This is a genomic window from Ignatzschineria sp. PL_is040, assembly GCF_055813795.1.
Genome location: NZ_JBVPGU010000002.1, coordinates 187,266 through 210,171, shown reverse-complemented (window position 1 = coordinate 210,171; position 22,906 = coordinate 187,266). Strand labels below are relative to the sequence as shown.

Here is a 22,906-nt window from a genome sequence, read left to right as displayed (position 1 = left end):
GAATTATTCAGTTGCTCAATTAGTCAGCTATTCAAATTATTCAAATTATCAAAACTTCATTCATCAAGATTTCTATTTAAATATCTCTATTGAAAATTTTATCACTTAAAATATTATAGAAAATAGTATGAAGAATAACTATGAAAAATATAACTATGAAAAGTGCTTATTGCACTTCTTGATCATGATTCTTATCAAAATTTATATTCAAATCTTGATGGCGGTTCAATATTGTACGTGGAATAACAGGGATTAGCGAGGATTAACTTTTCGCCATGCGGCAGGATCTTGCTGATGTCCTGCTTGTGACCAGATCCCCCGTTTTGCTGCTTTCGCCTCCTCTTCTGCTCTATAATATTGAGGGTCATTATTATACTGCCGATAAACAACCGCCTCCCCTAATCGGACCATCTCAAGTCCAATATCTTTTTGGTTGTAAAAGAGCTGTGCGACATAACGTTGGTAATGATCTCGATCTCTAATTTTCAGAGTAATGATACCATTTTTCTCTTTAGGAAGAAGATTTATCAATGCCTTTTTAGCGCGATCTCCCCAAGGTTTTTGCCCCATTTCTGGTGCATCCATTCCCCAGATTCTCACCCTTAACTTATGCCACTTGCCACTCGCTTTTCCTGTAGAAGAGCAACTTGCAGGGCAGATCGCTGTGATTGAATCACCATCACTAATATGATTAATTTTGCAGGGGCATTGATAGCCCTTGTCGAGCTGAGACTGCTCTTGAGTATACCCTTGGCTACTTTTTAGTGGGTGTGGTCTTTCGAGAAAAAAAGAGCTAGCAAAGATCGCCATAAAGAGAAACGCGACAATTATTTTCCCTTTCTGTTCTCGCTTTATTTTACTCAATAAGTTTTTTAAATAATATTTAATGGCTTTTGAGTATCGGTATTCCATATTAATAGATTAATAGTTTGATTGTTTAGTTTCGAGTGATGCTCTCTTATTAAATGTTTGTGAGGTGCTTAGAAAAGCATTCTTCCAAATGAAACTGTTTTATGAGCTCGTTTTATAAAGTCGTTTTAAATCATTAGGCTGAAATTTAGCTAGCTTTATCGATTTTATATGACTCTATATTAGAAGCGGGAAGATCCAGTGTAAAATCAGCTGGAGAGAGATAAAGGCAAAGAGGCCGGCAATCATGTCATCGAGCATAATGCCAAATCCTCCAGATACGCGCTGATCTGCAATTTTGATGGGCCAAGGTTTTAAAATATCAAAGAAACGGAAGAGGAGGAATCCCAAGATAATGGTACTCCATGAGAGTGGTGCGGCAATCATGGTGATCCAAAAACCCACAAACTCATCCCAGACAATGCCACCATGGTCGTGGACTCCTAGTTCATCGCTTGCTTTTTGGCAGATAATGATGCCGGCAATGCTCGTCAGAAGAAGCATTAGAAGATAAAATGGTAGTGAGAGGGTTAATGAGAAGATAATCCAGAAGGGGATAGCCATTAAAGTTCCCATTGTCCCAGGGGCGATTGGGGAGAGGCCGGCACCAAACCCAGAAGCTAAAAATTGCCAGGGAGTTTTGATAGTGATTTTGGGATTCATTTGAAACCTCCTTCTGAGGAATGGGAATGATAGTCTGTCTCTGCAACGCTTCTATCTGCTATTGATACCTAATGGGTTATTTAACAAAGTAATGTTCACGAATAAATTTTAACTCATTGATCGATTCATGAATATCATCAAGTGCAAGATGGGTATTCTTCTTCTCGTAACTAAGAGGATTAGAATACCAACGTTTAACAACTTCTTTAAATGAGCTGACATCGATATTACGATAGTGGCAAAATTGATCGAGTTCCGGCATATATTTTTTTAGAAAGCGTCGATCGGTACCAATACTGTTACCGCAAAGGGGGGATTTCCCGGCAGGAATCCATTGCGAGGCAAACTGAAGTGTCGCATTCATTGCATCAGTTACTGTGACATCGCTCTCTTTAATTCGCTTGATTAAGCCTGAATTGCCATGTGTGGTTTGACACCAATCATCCATGAGATCGAGAATCTCTTGAGGTTGATAGATCGCAAGGTTAGGGCCTTCTGCTAAGAAGTTGAGATCTTTATCTGTAATGATTGAGGCGATCTCAATAATGTGGTGAATCTCCTCATCAAGGCCGGTCATCTCTAGATCGATCCAAAGTAGATTGCTCTCAGATTGCATATTTTTCTTCCTATCTTGCATCTTAAGTAATTGAATAGTGGAGTGGGAAAGGGGCATTATACCGAAAAGAGTGGGCCGGGAGAATTAAAAAGGCAGAGTCTCATTTTGAACTCTGCCTCGTTTATCTAAAGTTATTGGAATTCTTTAAGGAGTTTAGCCTCGGATAAAGACAATTTCGCCGGTGACATCATTAGGTTTATAGGCGTATCCTTCAAGATTAAATTTCTTTAGCTCTTGGAGATCTGTAATATTGTTTTCACTGACAAAGCGAGTCATTAAACCTCTCGCTTTTTTCGCATAAACACCAATTACTTTATATTCGCCATTACTAAAATCTTTAAAAATTGGGGTGACAACACGCGCTTTTAGCTTTTCAGGGCGAACAGCTTTAAAGTACTCATTAGAAGCGAGGTTGATAACCACTTTTGCATCGATCTCATCAATGCGTCTATTGAGATATTCTGTGACGAGATCTCCCCAGAATTCGTAGAGATTTTTTCCACGTGGATTAGGAAGCGCCGTTCCCATCTCTAAGCGGTAAGGGGCGATAAGATCTAAGGGGCGAATAGCACCATAAAGACCCGATAAAATCGCTAAGTGACGATTGAGAAAATTGACACAATTTTCAGGTAGATCGTATGCAGAGAGCCCTTGATAGACATCGCCATTGAAGAGATAGAGTGCGGGTTTTGCATTTTGTGAGGTAAATGGAACCTCAAAGTCTCTAAAGCGCTCTACATTCTGCTCTGCAATTCGCTCAGATACTTTCATAAGACTCTGAATCTCTTCCGTTGAGTATTGGCGAAGAATATCAATAAGAGCCTGTGAATCTTGAAGTAACTCAGGTTGCTCAAGACTTGTAATCGGCGGTGGAGTATGTTCATCCAACATCTTTGCAGGAGAAAGTAAAAACAGCATAGTAATCCTCTTTATTGTTGTTTTAATTGTTATCTTAATCTTAGTTAATGATCAATTTTATCATCTGTTTGCGTTACACTCTTTTCCATCAGAGTATCTCTTTTTGCTAAAAAATAAAAGAAAATTAAGGCGACGATGTAAGCGATGATTGTGCTGACAAAAAGATCGATAGGGAAATGCATCCCAAGTCGTAATCGACTAATCATCATTAACCCAGCCCAGAGAGTCATAATAACAATCGCGACCGCTGTTTTAGGATCTTTTTCCCGGGTCATAAAACCGACAATAATAAAGGCCCACATCACCGCAAAAATCGTATGTCCTGAAGGGAATGAGTAACCTGTTTCCGCTTGCCAGTGAGATTTTAACCAGTTGGGGGTTATAGGATCATCCTTAATTGCGTTGGCAACAATTGTGCCGCGCTCTTTGCGAGGAAGCTCATAAAATGACTCAATATCAACTCCTTGATCGACGACATAACTCATGTAGGGGCGAGGCTCTTCCCAGAGAACTTTAATTGTACTTTTAATGATCTGTGTGCTGCCTTGTAGCAAAAAGACACTTAAAAAGATAATAACCCAGTGATGCTGTAATTTTTTACAACGCATACTTAGCCAGATAGCCAGAACAAGCGATGTTAGTAGTGCAAAATAGGGGGCAGAACCAGATTCAGTTACGATAAAGAGGATTGCATCTATCGCCGTATAGCTGTGAAGTGGAGACCAGTGCCAGCCTAGAATCCAAGCTAAAAGCGGGATAAGCAGTAGTGCGATAAAAACAAAAGAGAGATTACGAAATAGGGTTTTATAGGTGTTCATCATAAATAGTTGATAATCAGGTGTTAGTGGTGATTGATTATAAATCAATTTCTTACTGAAGGAGAACCTTGTCGTGATGAGCCAAGGGCAGTATCAGCGAAAATAGTGGAGCCCAAAGAGCTGGTCAAGTTGCCGTGCTACGCCATCTTCAATGTTTTTAGCGATGATTCGATCGGGAAACTGTGCTTTTAACGGTTCTGTTGCATTACCCATAATAAAAGGGTGCGCCACCAGTGAGAGTAGCTCTCGGTCATTGAGTTGATCACCAAAAGCGATGCAATGTTGTGGGTCGATATTGAGTGCCTCTAAGACATATTGTGCCCCGACTGCTTTATTGATCCCAAGCGGCATCACCTCGAGATAGGTTGATGATGAGGTTGAAACTGAAGCGCCATCAAAGAAATCATAGGCGATTGAGAGATGATCGTGCAGCTCCTCTTCTGGTAAGACAAAGAGCGCCTTTGTTAATGTCTCATTGACCCAATCGTGATTAGGGCAAAGAACCTCAAATCGTTCGCCGGGGCAAGTGTAATGGTGGGGAATACCATCTTTGGTGTAGATAATATTGTTGTGGTAGAAGATGGGGGGGTATCGATACTCATTAGAGAAGTTGAAAACTTGCTTTAAGACAGGCTTTGGTAATGTTGCCTCATGTAGAACAGCATCTCTTTTAAAGTCAAAGACGCGAGCGCCATTGTAGTTAATGATATATTCTGTTCCACCAATGGCCTTTGCAAAAGGTAGGCTCCCGGCAAAACTTCTCCCTGTACTGAAGATGATCTGAATCCCTTTCGATTTCAGTGTCACAAGAATCTCCTGAAGTGCCGGGGAGAGTGCATTGTTGTTATTAAGACTTGTGCCATCAAGGTCTAGAAAAATCGCTTTAAAGCTCATGAAAGATCCTTTTGTCGAGTGAAATGCATAGGAGAGAACTTGTAGAGTATAGAGTGATAGCGTGAAGGCGACAAGCGGTGATCAGATGATCTCTTTTATCCCTTTTCATTTCATCTTAGATCTAAATCTTGATCTAAATCGATTAATAGCGCTTTTAAGTTGGGCTTTTAATGATCGATATTATCGCTATATACTTGAAACTAATTTCTCATTTTAGTGCTAAATAGATTATAATAAGGCGGTAATAAAGCCGATCGATACTAGTCGGTAGCAGGCTTCGTGTTACTATAGAGTCGGTTTCTTGTAGCGAGGAGCTCTGATAAAATAGAGAACTCATCATATAACGACGATAAGAACTAAAAAAGTGAGAACTAAAATGGCAAAAATGCAATCCCTTCAAGACCCGTTCCTGAACTTGCTTCGTAAAGAGCGTGTTCCGGTATCTATCTTTTTAATCAATGGCATTAAGTTGCAAGGACAGATTGAATCCTTCGACCAATTTGTCATTCTATTAAGATCAAATGTCAGTCAAATGATCTATAAGCATGCGGTGTCTACAATCGTTCCTGCGAGAAATGTTAATTTAAGCAGTGAAGTGGTAGGAGAAGTTGACGCTCCTATTGCTGAATAGCAGAGGTAAGGGTCCATCCTTTATTAATGAATCATATAGTAGAGCAATTTAGTCACGAAGATGACAGAGCAATCATCGTCTCTTTAGAGATGCCTGAAAGTGAAGAGGGGGATCTTGCAGAGTTTAAGGAGTTAGTGACATCTGCAGGTGTTGAGATCCTCTCCTGTATTACAGGAACTCGGCAAACCCCTCATCATAAATATTTTTTAGGAACCGGCAAAGCAGATGAAGTACGTATAGCCGTAGAGCAGAGCGATGCTAATGTTGTATTAATTAACCATGATTTAACGCCTAGTCAAAACCGCAACTTAGAAGAGTTATGCGGTGTTCGTGTGGTTGACCGGACTGGCTTAATTCTCGATATCTTTGCCCAAAGAGCTCAAAGCTTTGAAGGAAAGTTACAGGTTGAATTGGCACAATTAACCCGATTATCGACACGTTTAGTACGAAAGCATACTAATCTCTCGCAACAAAGAGGGGGTGCTGTAGGACTTCGAGGGCCAGGGGAGACCCGGCTTGAGATGGATCGGCGCGTTATTAGTGATCGTATTCGGCAGCTTAAAAAACGTCTTGAGACCGTGACAAAGATGCGTGCGCAGGGACGTATCTCTCGGGAACGTAACGAGGTTCCTACAATCGCATTAGTCGGTTATACCAATGCCGGCAAATCTTCTCTTTTCAATCGATTAACTGCCGCTGGCGTCTATGTGCAAGATCAACTCTTTGCAACACTCGATCCGACTCATAGAGCGTTGGATATTGAGTTTGTTGGCAGAGCAGTTTTAGTTGATACCGTTGGGTTTATCTCTAAACTTCCTCATGATCTTGTAGAAGCGTTTAAATCAACTTTGCAGGAAGCTGTTGAAGCGGATCTTCTTCTCGAGGTGATCGATGTTGCAGATCCAGAGAGAGATCTAAAGATGCGAGAGGTGACTGCTGTTTTAGAGCAGATCGGTGCAGAAGCAGTACCGCGATTACAGGTCTTTAATAAGATCGATCTTAAACCTGAGATCGAGCCCCATAATGAGATGTCAGAAGAGGGCGTTGTTAAAGCTGTTTGGATTTCAGCAGCTAAAGATATTGGCATCGACCTACTTTTAGAGGGAATCGCTTCCCACTTTCAGAAAGAGCATCTCTCAATGAGATTGACGCTTCCCCCAAGTGAAGGGCGACTAAGAGCAGAGCTCTATGCGCTCGATGCAGTTAAAGAGGAAGCGTTTGGCAAAAATGGTGAGTTTCTTTTAGATCTCTATGTTGCTCGATATCGAATTATGCGACTATTGAAGGAGCAGCCAGAAGCAGCTCCCTATTTCGAACAATATCTATAGGTGCAAATAGCGTAAAAAATTGGTATCTTGTCGAGTTGGTATTCAACAGTTTCGGTAAGATCTGGAATCAAAGGGATTAAATGAAAAAAAATAACTTAGAGATGGCTTGGCAAGAGCCTAAAGATAGCCAGCAAGGTGGCTCATCAGGTAGTCCTCATGGGAATAATCAGCCGAATGATCAACGACCTAAAAATGGCGCTGGGCCCGATCTTGACGAAATTTTTAAAAAGTTAGGCGGTGCATTTCGTGGTAAGAAAGGGATGGGCGGTCATCGACATGGCGGTTATGGTAAATATATCGCTTTAGGTGGTGCTGTTCTTCTATGTGGTTGGTTAGCAACAGGTTTCTATACGATTGATGCGGGACAAAAAGGGGTCGAACTACTCTTAGGTCAGTATCATGCCACTAAAGATCCTGGTTTAAGATGGCGTCTTCCTAATCCGATTGGTGATCATCGCATCATCGATATTCAACGTCGATTTTCACAAAAGATCGGTTCTACCGCTAAAGGAAATCGTCGTGCTGCGATGTTAACGAAGGATGAAAACTTAGTTGATGTGAGTGTTGAGGTTCAATATCAGATTAATAATGATGATCCTTCACAATATTGGTTTACATCTGTTGATCCCGATAAAACATTAAAAGAGGTTGTCGATAGTGCAACCCGTGAGCGTGTTGGTCAAACATCTCTAGATGATATCTTGACAGATGGTCGCGAGCAGTTGATGCAAGAGGTTAAAGAGCTTGCTCAAAGTATCTTAGATAACTATCAGATTGGTCTTGTGATTACAAACGTGAACTTAGAAGATGCGCAAGCGCCGGCAGCGGTGCAAGATGCCTTCTCCGATGCGATTCGTGCTCGTGAAGATGAGCAGAGTCGAATTAACCAAGCGAATGCTTATCAGAGTAAAGTCCATGAAGAGGCTCGCGGGGAAGCGGAGAGAATTTTGCGCCAAGCAGAAGCTTATCGTGAGAGTAAAATCGCACAAGCACGCGGGGAGGCAGAGCGTTTTAATCGCCTCTACTCAGCATATGCTGTAGCGCCAGAGGTGACTAGAGAGCGTCTCTATCTTGAAAATATGGAAGAAGTATTACAAAACAGTAATAAACTCTATATGGGGTCAGATAGTAATAACTTAATGATGTTGCCACTCGATAAGATGACAGGCTCTACAACAAACTCAGGATTGAGTAAGACTGAGAAGAGAGAGGGTGCGGTGACAATCGAAGTCAAAGAGACAACACCGACACCAGAGAGCATTATTCAAAATCAACCCAATAATAACAATGTGAACGATCAGAGAAGTCGTGCGCGTTTCACTCGTTAAGAGAGGAGAGAGAAAATGAGAATTGTAACTCGCATCGTTTTACCAATCGTCATTATTGTACTGCTTCTCTTAAGCACATCTTTAGTGATTGTTAAAGAGTGGGAGAAAGGTCTTCAACTCCGTTTTGGGCGTATCGTTGCCGTCTATGATGAACCCGGTATCTATTTCAAATTACCCTTTATCGATAATGTAAGAGTCTTTGATGGCAGAATTCAGACATTAGATACGCCACCAGAACCTTTCTTAACTTCTGAGAAGAAGAATTTGATTGTTGATACCTTTATAAAATGGCGTGTCATCGATCCTGAGGTCTATTATCAGAAAGTATCGGGTAATCCCGGTATCTTTAACCGCCTTTTTGAGCCTATTGTGAAGAATAACTTTAGAGCAGCTTTCGGTAAGCGTGATGTTCAGACAGTTGTCGGTGGTAATGTTACCTCTAAAGGAAGTAAATATGACGACGATACTTCAAAGGTGATTGTCGTTGATAAGCCGAGTGATGCGCTCTCTTTAGATCCTAAGACATTAGAAGAGATTCATTCTGAAGATGTCGATATCGTTATTCGCAGTAAAGAGAATGTTGTTCCGGTTATTGCAGGGCAAGAAGTTGATCTCAATAATACAGTTCGTCAAGAGATTGAGCGGACGATTTTAGTCGCGCTCTCTGTAGAAGCGAAAGAGTATGGTGTTGAGATTATCGATGTTCGTATTAATGGTGTAGAGCTCCCTGATGATGTGACCGATAACGTCTTTAAGCGAATGAGAACAGAGCGTGAGCGCGTAGCAACGGAATTGCGTTCTAAAGGGGAAGCTGCCTATATCGAAAAAGTTGCAGAAGCAGATAGTAATCGAACGATTCTCTTAGCAACCGCTTATGAAGAGGCAGAGAAGATTCGCGGGGAAGGAGATGCAGAAGCGGCGACAATTTATGGAAAAGCGTATGGTCAAGATCCTGACTTCTACTCTTTCTATCGTAGCTTAGAAGCATATAAAAATGCCTTTCAGAATGATGGGGATCTCTTAATCCTCGATCCAGAGAGTGATTTCTTTAAACACTTTCAGCAGAAACAGTAATAAACAGCAAGTAGTGAGTGTTGTTCAAGCTGTCTATTTGTATCAATTTAAAAGCGCTCTGCGCTAGATTCATTTTCATGAGGAAAACTTATAATGGGTAATAATGTTGTTATTATCGGGACGCAATGGGGCGACGAAGGTAAAGGAAAGATCGTTGACCTCTTAACAGATAAAGCAGAAGCTGTTGTTCGATTTCAAGGGGGGCATAATGCCGGGCATACTCTTGTTATCGATGGCGAGAAGACAGTTTTACGTCTAATTCCATCTGGAATTTTGCGTGAACATGTTACCTGTTATATCGGTAATGGTGTGGTGCTCTCTCCAGAGGCACTCTTAAGTGAGATGGATGAACTATTAAGTCGTGGCATCAATGTCGATGAGCGTCTAAAGATCTCAGAAGCTTGCCCTTTAGTGATGCCATATCATGTTGCGATCGATCAGGCTCGTGAAGAGAAGTTGGGTAAAAATAAGATTGGTACAACAGGAAGAGGTATCGGTCCTACCTATGAAGATAAGGTTGCTCGACGAGCGGTACGTGTTGCTGATCTCTTCTATCCTGAAGTTTTCCGTCAAAAACTTGAGAGTGTTATGGAGTACCATAACTTTGTGTTAGTTAACTATCTTGGTAAAGAAGCACTCTCTGTAGATAAAGTATTTAATGACACAATGGAGCTTGCAAAACGTCTTCTTCCATTAGTGACCGATGTCTCTTATGAGCTTAAAAAGTTAAGAGATCGTGGAGCTAAGGTGATGTTTGAAGGAGCGCAAGGAACATTCTTAGATATCGATCATGGAACTTATCCTTTTGTGACTTCAAGCAATACATCAGCAGGTGGCGCGGCAACAGGGTCAGGTGTCGGTCCTTTAGCGTTAGACTATGTTTTAGGTATTGTAAAAGCATATGTCACGCGCGTTGGCTCTGGGCCATTCCCAACAGAATTAACATGTGAAATTGGGCAAGGCTTAGCAAAACGTGGTCATGAATTTGGTTCAGTGACCGGTCGTGCGCGTCGTTGCGGATGGTTTGATGTTCCTGTTTTAAAACGCTCAATCGATATCAATAGCTTATCAGGTATCTGTTTAACGAAACTTGATGTGTTAGATGGCATGGAAGAGGTGAAGATCTGTACCGGTTATAAGTTAGATGGTGAAGTAGTTGACTATCCTCCTTATGGTGCTGAAAACTTTGCTCGTTGTGAGCCTATCTATGAAACAATGCCGGGTTGGTCAGAAAGTACAGTTGGTGTCATGAGTTTTGATGCACTTCCGATCGCTGCGCAGAATTACATTAAGCGTCTTGAAGAGCTTGTGAAGGTACCGGTTGATATTATCTCAACAGGCCCTGATCGTAATGAGACATTAGTTTTAAGAGACCCTTTCGATTAGTAGAAGGTAATCCGTAATGGCGTTAAAAGCTTTTAAAGCTTACGATATTCGGGGGGAATACCCCTTAGAGATTAATGAAGACCTAGCTTATAAGCTAGGTCTTGCATTTGTAGCGGAATATCGAGCTCAAGAGATCGTTGTGGGGCATGATATTCGTGAAAGCAGCCCGCAACTTTTCACTCAATTAGTCGCAGGTATCTGTGATGCCGGCGCCGATGTTATCTCTCTCGATATCTGTGGAACGGAAGAGGTCTACTTCAATACTGTCTATCTCGAAGCAGATGGCGGCATTATGATTACAGCAAGCCATAACCCCAAGAGTCACAACGGTTTTAAATTGGTAGCGAGAGGCGCAGAGCCTATCAGCGGTTCCACTGGCCTTGAGGCATTAAAAAAACGTATTTTGCAGGAAGATTTTGGTCATCTCACTCTAAGAGAGAAGGGGCTATTAAGGCACTTTGTCGATAAGAGGCCTTATCTTCAAGCCTTGTTGCAAGCCTCTTCAATGGCACTGCCGCAAAAGGGTGAAGATTTCCCTTTAAACTCATTCACTTCAGCTTCATCAGCGTCATCAGTTTCATCCACCCTATCCACCTCACCCATTTCACCCATTTCACCAAAGCCATTAAGGATCGTCTGTAATAGTGGCAATGGTTGTGCCGGAGCGATTGTTGATCTTCTTGAGCCCTATCTGCCTTATCAGCTAATAAAGATTCATCATGAGCCAGATGGTACTTTTCCAAATGGTGTGCCTAATCCACTTTTAGTGGAGAGACGACAGGCAACCCAAGAGGCGATACAGGCTTCTGGGGCTGATTTTGGTGTTGCGTGGGATGGTGATTTTGATCGTTGCTTCTTCTTTGATGAAAGAGGAGATTTTGTTGATAGCTCCTATATTGTTGGGCTATTAGCAACCGTATTATTAACGGATCATCCCAATTCTACTGTTGTGATTGATGCACGGCAGACACTCAATAGTGAAGAGGCGATCAAGAATGCTGGTGGAAAGGTTGTTATTTCTGCCGGTGGACACTCACCGATGAAGGAGAGTATGCGGAAGTTTAATGCACTTTATGGTGGAGAGATGAGTGCTCACCACTACTTTCAAGCATTTCATTACTGCGATTCGGGAATGATCCCCTTTCTTCTCATCTCTCAGCTTTTAGCAAAGAGTGATCAGACGTTAGGTGAGCTCGTCGCCGCCGCAAGAAGGCGTTATCCTTGTAGTGGTGAGCTCAACTATTTGGTAATTGATTCAGATCTTGTGATGGCGAAAATAGCCGATTATTTCAAAGATAGAGCAGTTTCTGAAGATTATCTTGATGGCTTGAGTCTCCGTTTAGATGATTCTCGGATCAATGTGCGAACTTCTAATACAGAACCTTACCTACGAATCAATATCGAAGGAAAGGGATCTGAAGCGATTGTAAAAGAGCGGCAAAGAGAGATTGAGTTGTTGTTAACTCCCTATTTACAGTAGTTAAATGCCGGCGCTTTAAGTTGCCGGCATTTTAAAATATCTTAAGTTTAAGAGATTGATGATAGAGCGCTTATCAATTGATCAGTTACAATTTATGGTAGTAGCTTGAAGAGGGCATAAGCGATGATAATCGCTAAAATTGTCGGGAAGAGGGCCCCTAATAAGGGTGAGAAGCCTGAGATAAGGATAAAGTGCCCTAGCATCTGAGTAGTCAAGTAGATAATAAGCCCTAAAATCACGCCGATTAAGATACGCTCACCAATTCCTTGTCGCCGTTGTTGCGCAAAGACTAAGGGGGCAGCGATCAGGATCATTGAAATGTTGGTCAGTGGATTAAAGACTTTAGACCAGAAAGCAAGGCGATATTCGCTACTATCGAGATTATTCTCATCGAGATAGTTAATAAAACGCCAAAGACTTTGGCTCGATTGATATTCAGGATCGCTAATTAGCGCAGTTAAGGCAGCTTGATCGATATGGGTCTCGATTTTGAAATTTTTTAGCTGCTCTTTTGTGATTTGGCGCTCACTAAAGGTGATTGCGGAGAGCGAAGGAATGACCCATTGGTTATTTTCAAGAACCATATGATCAGCTCTCATAATCTGTTTGAGAACATTTCCTTCTGGTTTATAGATGGTGATATTGCGTAGTGAGAGATCACGCATTGATCGCACCTCTATAATATAGCCACCATCAATGGCCCAAAACCCCTTACCGATACTGCTTTTATGGCTCACTTTTAGAGCCTTTTCGTGAGTCTCAGGGACAATATATTCGCCTATTAAGACAATACCAAAACTTAATATAAGGGTGGTATAGATCGCTCCTTTCAATGTCCGAGCTTTACTAAAACCCGCTGTTCTAATGGCTGTTAGTTCATTGTGGCTCGCGAGTTGGCCTAGTCCAAGAAGCGTCCCTAATAGAAGTGCCATCGGAAAGATTCGGTAGATCCGTGCCGGCATATCATAGAGTAGATAGAGCAGCATATCAGTGACGACATAGGTTTCATCGAGATCTTGTAGCTCATTTAAGAAGGTAAAAAAGGTCTCAATAATAACAAGAAGTAGAAGACAGAGCAGAGTAAAGAAGAGGGAGGTCTTTAAGGTATATCGATCTATTTTTATCATATTATCCTCGCGATAATGAGTTATCGCTCATAGTGCTATTTATGCTATCAAGAGAGTGCCGCTAGAGCGATCTGTTATAACGCCGGTAGACAATATAGGCAAATATAAACATTATCAGTTGAATCCACCAGACACCTAAATCAGGGTTAATTTTGCCACTCTTAATCCAGGAGAGTCCGATACCTAAGAAGTTAAAGTAGAAGACGTAAAAGATGACCCCCACAATTAATTTATTGAAGCGACCTTCTCGCGGTCGAGAGTGTGAGAGTGCCGGGATCAACAAAATTAAGAGATAGATTGAGATCGGACCGGAAAGGCGCCTTTGTAATTCCCGCTTCTCATCCGGGGTTGTGCCGGTGATGACATCATACGCACTCCAAGCGATCGCTTTGGGCCAAGCATCACTACTTTCAGTATCGAGGCGGATTCGTAGCGTATCGAAGAAGAGCACTTCTGAAAAATCAGCATTTGTGGTTGTCCTTGAGCCATCTTCTAAGATCACAAAACGGGTATTATCCTCATTGATCTGTTGGGTTCCCTTTTCGGCAATGGTAATAGTATGATGCCCATTCGCTTCATTCGTTTTGATAAAGATCTTGTTCAGCGTTCCATCTTCCGCATTGATCGATTGTACGTAGATAGTCTGCTTTCCTCTGGCAAACTCCTGGAAAACACCTGGTTTTAAGATTGTCAGCTGGGCCTCTTCTCGTGCCTTTTTTAAGACTACTTCTTGAATTTGTGCAATCTCCGGCACAATCCAGAAATTTAAAATTAAGATGAGAAAACTTAAGGGAATTCCGATCTGCAACAAAATACGATAGAGTCGTTTAACCGGCATTCCTAAAGCGTAAAAGGCGGTCATCTCACTATCTTTGTAGAGTCTACCGAAAGCTAAGATAGAGGCGAGTAGAAAGCTCAAAGGGAGCAGTTCAGTGATAAATCGAACAACTTGTAGGCCTAGCAATGAGATCACAGCTGATTGCGATAGAGTTCCATTGATCACTTGGTTGAGATAGAAGGCCAATCGCTGCACAAGCAGAATAGAGATCAGTACCAAGAGTACTGCTGCGAAGGTCGACAAGATCTCTCGTCGAATATAGCGATTAATGAGACTCATATCATTACTGTTCCATAATTTGAGGACCTAAATCGGTCGCTGAAAGTGTAGATCGCTGTGAGTAAATGAGAAGAGAGGCTATCGCGCCTCTTCATCCACCTGTTTACGCTCTCTGTAGAATTGTTCATAATATTGATCGAATGTTCCGGCATCGATGTGATCTCGAATCTGTTGCATATGCCAGAGGAAGTAGTGCAGGTTATGAATACTTGCTAAATGTGCGCCAAGCAGCTCTTTGGTTCGAATAAGATGACGAAGATATGAGCGACTAAAGTTTTGACAGGTGTAGCAGCTACAGGTCTCATCGAGTGGACGAGTATCGAGATCATAGCGAGCATTTTTGATGCGAATATCGCCAAAACGGGTAAAGAGATGTCCATTTCGAGCATTGCGTGTAGGAATCACGCAGTCAAACATATCGACCCCTCGTTTTACCCCTTCGATAAGATCTTCTGGTTTACCGACGCCCATCAGATAGCGGGGTTTATCTTTCGGCATTTTGGGATCGAGAAATTCTAAGATACGATCTCGTTCCTCTTTCGGTTCTCCAACCGCTAGACCGCCGATAGCATATCCATTGAACTCCACCTCTTGGAGTGCATCGAGTGATTGTTCTCGAAGATCCTCAAACATACTTCCTTGAACAATCCCGAAGAGTGCATTGGGGTTCTCACCGGCAACAAAAGCATCTTTAGAGCGTTTAGCCCAACGCATTGAGAGCTCCATCGATTTTTTAGCTTCATCATAAGTTGCAGGATAGGGTGTGCATTCATCAAATGCCATCACAATGTCGGAACCTAAAACCCGTTGAATCTCCATTGATTTCTCTGGATCGAGAAAGAGTTTCTCACCATTAAAGGGGGAGCGGAAGGTAACCCCTTTCTCCTCAATCTTACGAAGCTCTGCGAGAGAGAAGACCTGAAAACCGCCTGAGTCGGTAAGGATCGGTTTATCCCACCGCATAAAATCATGAAGATCGCCATGAGCGCGAATCACATCAAGTCCCGGTCTTAGCCAGAGATGAAAAGTGTTGCCAAGAATAATCTGAGCATTCATCTCTTTTAGGTTTTGGGGGGTTACCCCTTTTACTGTGGCAATTGTCCCTACCGGCATAAAGATAGGTGTTTCGATCGTGCCTCGCTCAAAAGTAATCCGGCCTCGGCGAGCAGCGCCATCGGTCTTTAAAAGTTCAAATTTCATTGCTACCTTATTTTTCCATAATTTTAATGCTATTATTTTACCGTTAAACAGTAAGAAATGCAGATATTCATTGGGGAATGAATTATCGCATATAACCCCTTTCATCGTCGGCAAAATTAATAGGCTGATTTAAGAGGCTAACTCTCTTAAAAGGTTATCTCATAATCTTACGGGATGAGGCTAGCTGATAGGTGGGCTAACAAGATTCACTGAAAAAGGATGTTATGGTACAAGTCAGCTTTTATGTTCTACCAACAAGTAACGAAGCTTCTCGACAAAAACTGTTATTGAAGATCTTAGAGAAGGCATATCTTGCTGAGGAGCCGGCACTTCTCTATAGCGATAATCAGGAGTTGATCCGCTTTTTAGATCGAAAACTGTGGGAATTGCCCCACATTGAATTTCTCCCACATGCTGTCATTACGACGGAGGAGGATATTAATGAGGCTGATTTTATCTATCTTTCCGATAAGATGTGGCCATTACCTCATCGATCTTTAATCATCAATATTCACCCCTTTGTGCCGGATGATGTTAAAAATGGACTCTATCCGCGTGTCTTTGAGGTGATTACGCAAGATCCGCAAGTATTAGATGAGAGCCGAAATCGTTATCGGCTCTATCGTCAATTGGGGTTTGAGATCGAAACTCATAAGTTATAATAATTATAATGTCGTTTATAGGTCTTTTATAGATCGTTTATAGGCTGTTTATAAGCAGTTAGTAAGAGATAATCTTCTGCATCATTGAGGACGATTACTCTCGATCATCTCTTTTGCATGTTCAAAGGTGGCTTCTGTCAGCTTGACACCCCCTAGCATTCTAGCGATCTCATCAATACGCCCTTTAGGAGTGAGTGCACGAATAGCCGTTGTTGTACTACTCTCTCCTTTTGTTTTAGCCACAACAAAATGGTGATGCCCAAAACTGGCAACTTGGGGAAGATGGGTCACACAGAAGACTTGACGACCAATGCTAAGCTCTTGCAGATAGCGACCAATCATCTCTGCAACAGCACCACCAACACCGGTATCCACCTCATCGAAGATTAAAGTAGGGAGAGATGAGCGCATACTTAGAATCACAGAGATTGCTAAGCTAATACGTGCTAATTCACCACCTGAGGCAACTCTGCCTAAAGGTTGTAGAGGTTGTCCCGGGTTAGCAGAGACATTAAATTCAACTGCTTCATTACCATAAGGATGGTAAGGATTATTAGGCTGAAGATGGATTGCAAATTTTCCCCCTTCCATTGCTAAGCCTTGCATCGACTCGGTGATTTTAAGATTGAGTTCCTCAATCGCCTCTAATCGCTTCTGCGTGATCTCATCCGCCATCTTCTGCCAACGGATTTTCATCTGGGCAATCTTCTCCTCAAGCTCTTCAATCTCTTCTTCAGAGACATCTTGGGCGCTAAGTTCCTGTTCGAGCTCTTGTTGTTTTGTTAAAAGGTTGAGAGGGTCGATCCGATGTTTACGTGCTAAGCTATTGAGCTCTTGCATGCGGCTTTCGACCTGTCGTAATTCCTCTTGATCAAATCCCTCATGATCCATTTTGGCATTGAGTTCATTTTCTGATTCACTACAGAGAATAAGCGCATTGTTGATCATCTCTTTAATATCTTTTACAGAAGGATCGAAGTTTTCGATGGTTTGTAGCGACTGTTCTAGTTGTGCTAACTTCCTGGTGATACCATTTTCATCATCACTTAGGTAGTTGATCGCTTCTTCTAGGGCGGCAATTCTCAGCTCAAAGTTGTTAAGATGATCGAAGCGTTCATTGATCGTTTCCCACTCACCTTCTTGTGGCTTTATGCTATTGAACTCTGCCAACTGAAACTTTAAAAAGTTGATGCGATCTTGTGTGCTCTCATCCCGGTTTTTAAGCTTATTGAGTTTACTCTCTAACTCCTGCATCTCTCGGGTAAAGATGGCAAGGTCATTCACCTCCTCTAGGCAGCCGGCATATTGATCGACCAGATGGCGTTGAGCATTGGCACGTGTTAGTGATTGATGAGCATGTTGACCATGGATATCGACTAAACGCTCACCGATACTTTTGAGTGCATGGAGTGGCATAGCGCGACCATTGATAAACCCACGGGTTCGTCCGCTGCTTGAGATAACGCGACGAAGAATACAGAGATCATCATCAAAACCGATAGAATTTTCAGTGAGCCATGCTTTAGCTCTTGGGATTTTGGAGATATCAAAGGTGGCAATAACCTCACCTTGTGCTTCGCCCTGATAGATCATTGAGCTATCTGCTTTTCCGCCTAATACAATTGAGAGAGCATCGACCGTTAAAGATTTTCCCGCGCCGGTCTCTCCACTAATAACAGTTAAATTAGGGGAGAAATCGAGTTGCAACTCTTCAATAATGGCGAAGTTTTTTACATAGAGATCAATTAGCATCGCAGATTCCTTAACTTATACGGTGTCGATTGTGAGGGTCGATAAACTTCTTAGTTTGAAAACAGGCTTTAGGGGTTTACTTCGGAAATCTATTTTGAGCTCTTTTTTATTTTCTCGATGATCATATCGAGATCGAGAGGACTTTTGTAGATCTCCTCTTGCCATTTAATGACAGGAATAAACCAACCATAACGCTCTACTAATGCATCATCGTGAACAATATCGATATAGTGATATTGAATACCTTCAGCTTGTAAACGCTCTTCAACTGCTTCGCAGAGTTGACAATCTAATGTGCTGTAGAGCACGACTGTGTCAATATTTTGAGTCTGATTTGTCATACTTAATTATGCTCTTTTACTTTGAATACCAATAAATGATCCAATAAATGATCCAATAGAAATGAGCCAATAATCACCTATTGGTATGATCGATTGGCATTATCTATTGTGGATCATTAATTGACGACGATCTGGACGATGATCTGATAATTGTGTCGCTTAGTTTACTCAATCATCTCTTAAACGACAATAAAAATATTGCTTTTATGTAATATTTGTAAAAGTTTGCAATATTTATAATGAATTATCTATTTCCTCTATCTGTTTTCTTATCTGATTTTTATTTGTTTTATGAGCACCTCATGAAGCACTTCATGAAACCCTTTTATGTGAGTTTTATATGAGAGGGTGTCGTAATGGATCTTATTGAAGTTAAAGATGACTGATAGTTAATAAGTAGGTGTAAAAATAGTAGATAGTGGTATTAATAACGGAGTGTAGTCAATTCTCTGTAGAATAAAAAGGATCTTTCAGTCATGCTTTTTTTGTTGCGCTATAATTGCATCAATTTAAATGACATACTCATTGACGAAGTAGTGAGGCGTTCAATAAAAATTCACTCATAGGATGGATATTAACGCCCCTCTTAATTCGTTAATTGGGTTAATCGGGTTGATTGGGTCAATTCGGTTAATTTGACTAATTGGAATTGGTTCGATTAGTTCGATTGGTTCGGTTACTTTCACTAGTCCGATTAATAAAATCTTATTCAGGAGAGAGCTACAGATGGATGCGCAGCGAGAAATATATCTTACCCATGCAAAGAATGTTCTAACAATTGAAGCAGATGCTGTATTGGCATTGCAATCAGAGATTGATGAGAATTTTTTACAAATTTGTGATCTTCTGAAAGATTGTCGCGGGCGCGTTGTCGTGACGGGGATGGGCAAGTCAGGACACATTGGCAATAAAATTGCGGCGACGATGGCGAGTACCGGCACTCCTGCCTTTTTTCTCCATCCCGCGGAAGCAAGTCATGGTGATCTTGGCATGATTACTGAAGAAGATGTGGTTCTTGCGCTCTCTAATTCTGGGGAAACAGATGAGATAATTGCTATTTTACCGATTATCTCTCGGAGAGATATTCCGCTTGTGGCAATGACCGGAAATCAACACTCTACCTTAGCAAAATCAGCCGACTATCATCTTTTAGTAAAGGTTGAGAAAGAGGCATGTCCTCTCAATTTAGCACCGACAGCAAGTACAACTGCGGCGCTTGCGATGGGGGATGCATTGGCAGTAACGCTATTGGAGATGCGAGGGTTTACCTCTGAAGATTTTGCCTTCTCCCATCCTGGTGGCAAATTAGGTCGCAGATTGCTTCTGCGCGTTGCCGATATTATGGCCCCTTTTGAAGAACTTGCGGCACTTCCTGAGTCGACAACATTAACCGATACTCTTTTAGCAATGACCCAAAAACCGCTAGGCGTTTCAGTCGCTATTGATGATCAACAGATGCTTTTAGGAGTCTTTACAGAAGGGGATCTTCGTCGTTCTTTGATGACAGGTCGAGATATTCATGAGCTCACATTAGGTGATTGTATTACGCGCACTCCCTATATTATTGCGCCCGATGCTTTAGCTGTGGATGCTGTGCATTTAATGGAGACTAAGAGAATTACGGCACTCCCAGTTGTTGAAGCGGGGAAAGTATTAGGTGTGATCAATATGCACCACCTTCTTCAAGCGCGAGTAATTTAGCGTTCTGATGAGTGTTTCTTAAGAATTTTTTAAAGAGTTTGTAGAGAGTTTATAGAGTAATAAAGGGTAACAATGAAACTCAATCCGGAACAGGCAAGTGCGGTTAAGCATATTAAAACACCACTATTGGTATTAGCCGGTGCAGGCTCAGGAAAGACGCGTGTTATTACCGAAAAAATCAGATATCTGGTTGATGAACACTATTATGATCCGGGATCAATCTATGCTGTGACCTTTACCAATAAAGCAGCAAGGGAGATGTCGGATCGACTGATCGGAACAATGGGGAAGGAGCGGGGACGTAAAGTGCGCGTCTCTACCTTCCACACCTTAGGGCTCTCTATCTTAAAAAAGCATGGGAAGTTGATCGGTCTGCGCCCGGGATTCTCTATTTATGATCAGAAAGATAGTACACAATTGATGGAATCATTGATGGAGAGTGATGCTGAAACGATTCGTTTGGCATTAGATCGTATCTCTACGTGGAAAAATGATCTGCAGAGCTTAGATGCGCTCCGTAATGCTGTTTTAGACCCCTTTGAAAGCTCTCTTGTGGAGCTTTATGATCGTTATCAAACTCAGCTTCTCTCCTATAATGCGATCGATTTTGATGATCTTATTCTTCTGCCCCTACAATTGTTGCAAAAATTTCCTGATGTTCGCTATCACTGGCAAAAGGAGATCCGTTATCTGCTCGTCGATGAGTATCAAGATACCAATATGTGTCAATATGAGCTGGTGAAGTTACTGATAGGGGATCATCACCACTTAACTGTTGTGGGGGATGATGATCAGTCGATCTATGCATGGCGAGGCGCACGACCTGAAAATTTACATCAATTGCGGGTCGATTTCCCCAATCTAACCCTTATTAAGCTTGAGCAGAACTATCGCTCAACAGGCCATATTCTTAAAGCTGCAAACCATGTGATTTCACTCAATCCTCATCTCTATGAGAAGGCACTTTGGTCCACATTAGGGGATGGAGAGAAGATTGAAATTCGCGACTTTAAGAGTGCCGAGGCGGAGAGTGAATATATTGCTACTACAATCGTGCATCATGTGATGTTAAATCGTGCTAACTACAGTGATTTTGCTGTTCTCTATCGTGGCAATCATCAGGCACGAATCTTTGAGATGGCACTGCGTATGCGCGGTGTACCGGTTAAAGTGGTTGGAGGAACTAGTTTTTTTCAACAGCCTGAGGTTAAAGATCTTCTCTCCTATCTCAAGCTCATTAGTAATCCAGCGGATGATCCCTCCCTGTTACGGGTAATCAATATCCCCAAAAGAGAGATTGGGGCGGTAACACTCAAAAAAATTACAGAGTTTGCCGCAGAACATCATCTCTCTCTCTTTGAGACATTAGAGCATCCCCATTTAGCAAGTTATATTGGACGAGCAGGGCATAAATGCGCTCAGTTTGCCGCCCAAATTCGTTCACTGAGTCGTTATGAGAATCATGTTGAGAAACTCTTTGATAAGTTGATTACCGATATCGGTTATGAGGAGCATCTACGAGATCAGGCAACTTCTCCTAAATCATTTGAGCGGAAATTGAATAGTGTTAATGCATTAAGAGAGTGGTTTGCCGGCGAAGAGGGGAGTTTGGGGGAGATACTCTCCCACTTAACTTTGATCTCTATTTTAGAAAATCAACGAGAAGAGGAAGAGGCGGATGCTGTGACGCTCATGACGCTCCATAGCGCTAAAGGGTTGGAGTTCCCCTATGTTTTTATGGTGGGATTGGAAGAGGATCTACTTCCGCATCGAAATAGTATCGATAGTGATATGGTTGAAGAGGAGCGTCGACTCTTCTATGTGGGTGTAACCCGAGCTCGAAGAAAATTGGAGATCACTTTCTGTCGGCAGCGCCGGCGTTATGGTGAGTGGGAGTCTTGTAAGATGAGCCGCTTTTTAGAGGAGTTGCCGGAAGAGAATATTGTCTGGTATACCGATGGCAAGATGCCCTCAAAAGAGGCTCAGCGCCAAAATACGGCAGATACGCTTGCTGGATTACAGGCCATGCTCGATGGGCTAGAGCGATGAGAGATTCTATGCATAATGAAATCAATAAAGGTGGCATAAGCGGTGGTATAAACGCGTTGGAATATGGATCTAAAAAAAACATTAGCAGGGGAGCAAACTTAGCAGATAGTGGGATTGCTATTTGTCGAGTTATGGGTCAGATTATGGCTCGAATAGTTGCACCGATCGGGCGAAGAGGATTTATTGAAGGATACTTTATCCTCTCTCTGATGGCTTTATCATTCTTTGCACTCCTTCTCTACCACTATGCTGATGTTGCAGAGTCGCCACAAAAACTCTTAAGAGGCATTGCTAACCTGATACTAGAACGAAATTTCTACTTAGCTATTGTGATGCTCTTTTTTTTAAGCTTTGGCATTCTCTATCTACTACGAATACGAGATAGTAGACTTTCACCGATGCTAAAGGGACTCTTTTTTCTACCTCTTTTTCTCTTTTATCTCTTTGCTGCTGAATTGATTTTGGTGCTCACCAATATCATTGTAGAGACCAACTTTCTACAGATGATAGCCGCGATTAAGCGCTTTTCACAAACCGCGAATGGGGAGAATTTCTCTCAAATAATTCCTCAGAGCTGGATCCTTTTATTAAAAGAGGGTGCATGGCGTTTTCAGCTGCTCTCTCTTTTGCATCTCTTGGTTCTGATCTTGCCGTTACTTTTGCCCGCCTCCTCCTCTCTAGATGAGAAGCGCTCTACCTCTACTTTTCAACTGATCTTTATCACTTTCTTAAAGATTCTTCGCTATCTCTTTTTCACCCTTGCGCTATTATGGTTTCTCTTGAGTCTTCTATGTTGGGGGTATATCGCTTATCAGACATTTCAAATTGAGAGCGCCCCACAATATTTACAAGATTATCAGCGATTTCAAATGCTATTTCAGTAAATGAGAGAGAGTGATGATCAGGCGCATA

General features: G+C 41.9%; 21 protein-coding genes. 10 read left to right on the top strand and 11 right to left on the bottom strand.

From position 1 onward, the window contains the following. Positions 1-252: 252 nt before the first annotated feature. The 6 genes from AC0SAP_RS04540 to AC0SAP_RS04515 form a co-directional block, all read right to left on the bottom strand. Positions 253-864 (bottom strand): thermonuclease family protein, encoded by a 612-nt coding sequence (locus tag AC0SAP_RS04540; RefSeq protein ID WP_473383158.1) that lies wholly within the window; start codon positions 862-864, stop codon positions 253-255. Between the two features lie 222 nt (positions 865-1,086). After that, positions 1,087-1,572, bottom strand: a complete 486-nt coding sequence (locus AC0SAP_RS04535) for a phosphatidylglycerophosphatase A family protein (protein ID WP_473383157.1) — start codon at positions 1,570-1,572, stop codon at positions 1,087-1,089. Between the two features lie 76 nt (positions 1,573-1,648). After that, positions 1,649-2,188: an oligoribonuclease gene (gene orn / locus AC0SAP_RS04530; protein WP_473383156.1), complete on the bottom strand. Its 540-nt coding sequence runs from the start codon at positions 2,186-2,188 to the stop codon at positions 1,649-1,651. Positions 2,189-2,341: 153 nt separating this feature from the next. Beyond that, positions 2,342-3,106, bottom strand: coding sequence for a peroxide stress protein YaaA (gene yaaA / locus AC0SAP_RS04525; RefSeq protein WP_094566758.1), 765 nt, complete (start codon positions 3,104-3,106; stop codon positions 2,342-2,344). 44 nt (positions 3,107-3,150) lie between these two features. Beyond that, positions 3,151-3,927: a phosphatase PAP2 family protein gene (locus AC0SAP_RS04520; protein ID WP_473383154.1), complete on the bottom strand. Its 777-nt coding sequence runs from the start codon at positions 3,925-3,927 to the stop codon at positions 3,151-3,153. Positions 3,928-4,017: 90 nt separating this feature from the next. Continuing rightward, complete coding sequence (locus AC0SAP_RS04515) at positions 4,018-4,818, bottom strand: Cof-type HAD-IIB family hydrolase (RefSeq protein WP_473383152.1); 801 nt, start codon at positions 4,816-4,818, stop codon at positions 4,018-4,020. A 376-nt stretch (positions 4,819-5,194) separates the two neighbouring features. Here AC0SAP_RS04515 and hfq point away from each other — a divergent pair, with 376 nt between their 5' ends. The 6 genes from hfq to AC0SAP_RS04485 all read left to right on the top strand — a co-directional run bounded on the left by hfq (position 5,195) and on the right by AC0SAP_RS04485 (position 12,045). Next, complete coding sequence (gene hfq / locus AC0SAP_RS04510) at positions 5,195-5,449, top strand: RNA chaperone Hfq (RefSeq protein WP_094566761.1); 255 nt, start codon at positions 5,195-5,197, stop codon at positions 5,447-5,449. A 26-nt stretch (positions 5,450-5,475) separates the two neighbouring features. Then, positions 5,476-6,777, top strand: coding sequence for a ribosome rescue GTPase HflX (gene hflX, locus AC0SAP_RS04505; RefSeq protein WP_473383151.1), 1,302 nt, complete (start codon positions 5,476-5,478; stop codon positions 6,775-6,777). Between the two features lie 80 nt (positions 6,778-6,857). Beyond that, positions 6,858-8,105 carry an FtsH protease activity modulator HflK gene (gene hflK / locus AC0SAP_RS04500; RefSeq protein ID WP_094566763.1) on the top strand — a complete coding sequence of 416 codons (1,248 nt, stop codon included), beginning with the start codon at positions 6,858-6,860 and terminating at the stop codon, positions 8,103-8,105. 15 nt (positions 8,106-8,120) lie between these two features. Next, complete coding sequence (gene hflC, locus AC0SAP_RS04495) at positions 8,121-9,179, top strand: protease modulator HflC (protein ID WP_473383149.1); 1,059 nt, start codon at positions 8,121-8,123, stop codon at positions 9,177-9,179. 93 nt (positions 9,180-9,272) lie between these two features. Continuing rightward, positions 9,273-10,565 carry an adenylosuccinate synthase gene (locus AC0SAP_RS04490; RefSeq protein WP_109236002.1) on the top strand — a complete coding sequence of 431 codons (1,293 nt, stop codon included), beginning with the start codon at positions 9,273-9,275 and terminating at the stop codon, positions 10,563-10,565. A gap of 16 nt (positions 10,566-10,581) precedes the next feature. Continuing rightward, a complete protein-coding gene (locus tag AC0SAP_RS04485; protein ID WP_473383148.1) occupies positions 10,582-12,045 on the top strand; it encodes a phosphomannomutase/phosphoglucomutase in 1,464 nt (487 codons plus the stop codon). Positions 12,046-12,137: 92 nt separating this feature from the next. Here AC0SAP_RS04485 and lptG read toward each other — a convergent pair whose 3' ends face one another. The 3 genes from lptG to tgt form a co-directional block, all read right to left on the bottom strand. After that, positions 12,138-13,172, bottom strand: a complete 1,035-nt coding sequence (gene lptG / locus AC0SAP_RS04480) for an LPS export ABC transporter permease LptG (RefSeq protein ID WP_473383147.1) — start codon at positions 13,170-13,172, stop codon at positions 12,138-12,140. Positions 13,173-13,233: 61 nt separating this feature from the next. Beyond that, a complete protein-coding gene (gene lptF / locus AC0SAP_RS04475; protein ID WP_286481296.1) occupies positions 13,234-14,289 on the bottom strand; it encodes an LPS export ABC transporter permease LptF in 1,056 nt (351 codons plus the stop codon). A gap of 78 nt (positions 14,290-14,367) precedes the next feature. After that, positions 14,368-15,489: a tRNA guanosine(34) transglycosylase Tgt gene (gene tgt, locus AC0SAP_RS04470; protein WP_473383145.1), complete on the bottom strand. Its 1,122-nt coding sequence runs from the start codon at positions 15,487-15,489 to the stop codon at positions 14,368-14,370. 224 nt (positions 15,490-15,713) lie between these two features. Here tgt and AC0SAP_RS04465 point away from each other — a divergent pair, with 224 nt between their 5' ends. Beyond that, positions 15,714-16,151 carry a DNA polymerase III subunit chi gene (locus AC0SAP_RS04465; protein WP_473383144.1) on the top strand — a complete coding sequence of 146 codons (438 nt, stop codon included), beginning with the start codon at positions 15,714-15,716 and terminating at the stop codon, positions 16,149-16,151. A gap of 81 nt (positions 16,152-16,232) precedes the next feature. Here the strand turns inward: AC0SAP_RS04465 and recN are convergent, their stop codons facing one another. After that, entirely contained in the window at positions 16,233-17,903 is a 1,671-nt protein-coding gene (recN, locus tag AC0SAP_RS04460; RefSeq protein ID WP_473383142.1) for a DNA repair protein RecN, read from the bottom strand. Between the two features lie 89 nt (positions 17,904-17,992). Next, the gene (locus AC0SAP_RS04455; protein WP_473383141.1) at positions 17,993-18,244 is read right to left on the bottom strand and encodes a glutaredoxin family protein; all 252 of its coding nucleotides are present in this window, start codon (positions 18,242-18,244) and stop codon (positions 17,993-17,995) included. Positions 18,245-18,970: 726 nt separating this feature from the next. Between AC0SAP_RS04455 and AC0SAP_RS04450 the strand changes: the two genes are divergently transcribed. From AC0SAP_RS04450 to AC0SAP_RS04440, 3 genes are all read left to right on the top strand, one after another. Further along, the gene (locus tag AC0SAP_RS04450) at positions 18,971-19,945 is read left to right on the top strand and encodes a KpsF/GutQ family sugar-phosphate isomerase (protein WP_286481290.1); all 975 of its coding nucleotides are present in this window, start codon (positions 18,971-18,973) and stop codon (positions 19,943-19,945) included. A 72-nt stretch (positions 19,946-20,017) separates the two neighbouring features. Beyond that, on the top strand, positions 20,018-21,994 hold the full coding sequence (locus tag AC0SAP_RS04445; RefSeq protein ID WP_473383139.1) for a UvrD-helicase domain-containing protein: 1,977 nt from the start codon (positions 20,018-20,020) through the stop codon (positions 21,992-21,994). 143 nt (positions 21,995-22,137) lie between these two features. Then, on the top strand, positions 22,138-22,878 hold the full coding sequence (locus AC0SAP_RS04440) for a hypothetical protein (RefSeq protein ID WP_473383138.1): 741 nt from the start codon (positions 22,138-22,140) through the stop codon (positions 22,876-22,878). The last annotated feature ends 28 nt before the right edge of the window (positions 22,879-22,906 follow it).